Annotated in this window: 2 protein-coding genes and 1 pseudogene; all 3 read right to left on the reverse strand. The window is 77.4% G+C overall.

The features are described from left to right. A pseudogene (locus tag ACWEO5_RS38175) lies at positions 1–837 on the reverse strand (hypothetical protein); the annotation flags it as partial. A 427-nt stretch (positions 838–1,264) separates the two neighbouring features. Next, positions 1,265–2,503 (reverse strand): precorrin-6y C5,15-methyltransferase (decarboxylating) subunit CbiE, encoded by a 1,239-nt coding sequence (gene cbiE / locus ACWEO5_RS38180; RefSeq protein ID WP_452166662.1) that lies wholly within the window; start codon positions 2,501–2,503, stop codon positions 1,265–1,267. 148 nt (positions 2,504–2,651) lie between these two features. Further along, positions 2,652–3,278 carry a GNAT family N-acetyltransferase gene (locus ACWEO5_RS38185; protein ID WP_344555231.1) on the reverse strand — a complete coding sequence of 209 codons (627 nt, stop codon included), beginning with the start codon at positions 3,276–3,278 and terminating at the stop codon, positions 2,652–2,654. Positions 3,279–3,480: the final 202 nt, after the last annotated feature.

The following is a 3,480-nucleotide window of genomic DNA, read 5'->3' on the forward strand; positions in this document are numbered from 1 at the left end:
CGGTGCGGCCTCCACGGCCTGCTCGTCGTGCGCCACCGGCTCGGCGACGTCCGCGGCCGCGGCAGCCTCGACCACCTGCGGCTGCACCGGCGCGGGCACCTGGACGGCCGGGGCCTGCACGGGGACCGCGGCCGGAACCGGCTGCGGCTGCTGCTGCGCCTGCTGCACCGTTTCCGCGCCCGGCACCGGCACCCCGTACGCGGGCGTGCCGCCGGGCGCGGACGGGCCGCGGTCGGCGAGGGAGCGGACGGGGACGTGACCGGTCATCAGGGACGGGTCCGGGATCGGCGGTCCGGCGTGCAGCGGGCGGCGCGGCTGGGGCGGCGCGGGCTGCTGGACGGCGGTGGCGGCCGGGGCCGCGGGCTGCGCCTGCGGGGCGCCGAGGTGCAGGGTGCCGCTGGCGCCCGCTTCGCCGGTGGGCACCGCGACGCCCTCCGCGCCCTCCGCGCTCGGCGCCGCCGGGACGGCCTCGACCGGGGCGGCGGCCGTGAGCGGCGCGGCCTCGGCGGGGGTGGCGACGGTGAGGACGGGGGGCGCGAGCGGCGGCCAGGACGGCGCGACGGGGGTGCCGGGCGGCTGTTCGCCGACGGCGCCCTCGACGCCCTGCGCCGCGTCGCCCCAGGCGGTCTGCGGGCCGGGCATCAGGAGGACGTCGTCCTCCTCCTCGCCGTCGGGCTGGTCGAGGAAGGTGTACGCGGGCCGCTGTTCGCCGTGCCAGGGCCCGGCGGGCGCGGCGGGCTGGAGGGGCGCGCCGAGGTGGGGCTCCGGAACGGGTCCGCCGGGCCCGGGTTCGGGCGCGAGGGGACCGGCGCTGGGGGCGTGTCCGCCGTCGGTCATGTCAATGCTCCTTCCAGGCCGCTTGCGCGTCCTCGGCGAGTCCCCGGAGGCCCCGCCCACTTCGCCGGAACGGAACCGCACCGACCCGTCCCTTACTCCATCGGCCGTCACCCGCACGGGTGGCGTGCCATCAGAAACAACGACGGCCCCGGGCAACCGGCACGACGGCGCGGCCGCTCCGGACCCTCACGGCATTCTTCCGGGCGGGTGCGCACCGCGTCGAATGCCCGCGAAGCGGGCCGTTCGGGTTGCAACGCGTCAAATGGGTGGCAACCGGGCCGGATCGGACACGGTGCTGCATCGACGGGTTGGTCCCCCGGGGAAACCCTACCGGCCGCGGCCGGGCCGATCTCGAAACCCTGTCCGGATGCGACGGGGATCACCGTACCGCCCGGGTCGGACGGCCGGCTGGCTGCGGAAACGGAGATCAGTCGTACGGTTCGCCCCAGATCAGCAGGGTGTAGTCGCCGCGCCCGAAGGAGGGCCCGGCGCCCGCGTCGGACTCGGCCCGCAGGGGGGCGGACTGGAGCAGCAGGCCGTCGGTGCGGTAGCCCGCGGCGTCCAGGATCCGGCGGGTCTCGGTGGCCTCGGCGAGGCCGCGGGCGACGGCGACCACCCGGCCGGGCTTGCGGGCGGTGACGGCGCGGACCATGGCGGGGCCGCCGTGCTCGACGGCGACGGCGTCGGGTTCGGGGAGCGCGCCGAGCACCTCGGGGCCGGATCCGGCGGCGGTCTCGACCTCGACGCCGTACTTGCGGGCGTTGGCGGAGATCCGGGCGCAGTCGGCGGGTTCGGCCTCGACGGCGACCACGGCGGCGCCGAACCGGGCGGCCTCGACGGCGAGCGCGCCGTCCCCGGCGCCGACGGTCCACAGCAGGTCGCCGGGTGCGGGGGCGAGCCGGGCCAGGGCCAGCGCACGGACGTGCGGCGGGAGTGCGCGGGGGCGCCTGGCGTCGGCGTCCGCTCCGGCGTACGCCCGGTTGGGGAGCGCCCAGCCGCGCTGGGTGCCGGGGTGGTCGAGGGGTTTGCCGGCCAGCCAGCCGGAGGCGGCCTCGGCGGGCGGGACGTTGCCGATGACCAGGACGACCGAGGGGTCGCGCCAGTCGTGGTCGGGGACGCGCTCGGAGGTGAGGACGGTGACGTCCTCCTCGGGGGTGCCGAGCGCCTCGCAGACCACGAAGGTGCGGGGGACGCCGCGGAGCATCAGGGCGAGTTCGCTGGGCCCGGCGCCGCCGGTGGTGAGGACGGCGACCTTGGGGTGGGCGCGGCAGACGTTGGCGGCGCGGCGCAGGCGGCCGCCGTGGGCGGAGACCACCTGGGCGTCCTCCCAGGCCATGCCGGCCCGGGCGAAGGCGGTGGCCACCGAGGAGACGGCGGGCAGGACTTCGAGTTCGAGGCCGTACTCGGGGCGGCGCAGGGTGCGCACGACGCCGAAGAAGCCGGGGTCGCCCTCGGCGACGACGACGGCGGTGCCGCGGTGGTCGGCGATCCTCCGGGCGGCGGCGCGCAGGTCGGCGAGGCCGATGCGTTCGGCGCGTTCGGGGACGGGGAGGGCGGCGAGCTGGTAGCCCGCCCCGGCGACCAGGGTGGCTCCGGCGAGTGCTCCGGCGGCGGCCTGGGTCAGCGGGGTGCCGTCCCACCCGATGACCGTGATCCGGTCAGCCATCTGCGGCTGTTCTCCCTACGCCGTCGTTCCGCCCCTGGTGGGGTGCGCCGCGGGCGCTCCCTGCGCAGAGGCTACCGCTTGGCCGGGGTGGTGCGGAGTCGTGGCGCGCGCCGGGGTCGTGAACAACGGGCGCACAAGGCGTGGGGGGTCAGTGCCGCAGGGCGTGATAGCGGTCGTCGGGGCGGACGGGTTCGGGCGGATCGAGGTCCTCGGGGAGCAGGCTCCACACGATCAGGTCGGTGTGCTCCTCGGGGCCGGGGCCCCACTCGCCGCCGCGGACTATGGCGGCGTTGCGCAGCACGCCCTCGCTGATCGCGCCGGCCTTCTGGGCGACCTGCTGGGCTGCGGTGTTGCCGGCGGCGGTGCGCAGTTCGAGGCGCTGGAAGCCGCGGTCCTCGAACAGCCACTGGGCGGTGCCGAGGACGGCCTCGGGCGCGTAGCCCTCGCCGCGGGCCCAGGGGGCGGTGACGAAGCGGACCTCGGTGGCGCGCAGGTGCCAGTCGGTGCGGTCGAGTTCGAGCAGGCCGACCAGGCGCTGGGTGAGGTGCTCGGTGACGGCGAAAACGATTCCGCGCCCCCGGGCGCGCCGTTCGGGCGCGTGACGGGCGATCAGCTCGTGGGCGTCGTCCTGCCGGTAGGGGCGGGGGTGGCCGGTCCAGGTCTGGACGAGTTCGTCGCCGAGCATGGCGGCCAGTCCGGGGGCGTCCTGCTCCTCAAGGGCGCGCAGCAGCAGCCGTTCGGTGCTGATGGCTGTCTCGGGGAAGTTCGCAACCATGCCGTCTCTCCTCGCCGGGTCGTGGACACACCGTACGCCCCGCCCTTCGTCGGGCGTGCCAGCGTACCCGCTCCGCACCTCACGGCTCGTCAGCGCGGTGCCCCCGGCGGGGAGGCCGGGGGCCCCCCCCCCGGCCCGGCCCGGGCCCCGCCACCCCGCTGCCCGCTGACGAACGCGTCCCCGGCTACGCCCACTTCCCGGC

Source organism: Kitasatospora sp. NPDC004272, from assembly GCF_053603035.1.

Coding starts and splice junctions, on each gene's coding strand:
- cbiE (WP_452166662.1), bottom strand. CDS start 2,503: ATGGCTGACCGGATCACGGTCATCGGGTGGGACGGCACCCCGCTGACC.
- ACWEO5_RS38185 (WP_344555231.1), bottom strand. CDS start 3,278: ATGGTTGCGAACTTCCCCGAGACAGCCATCAGCACCGAACGGCTGCTG.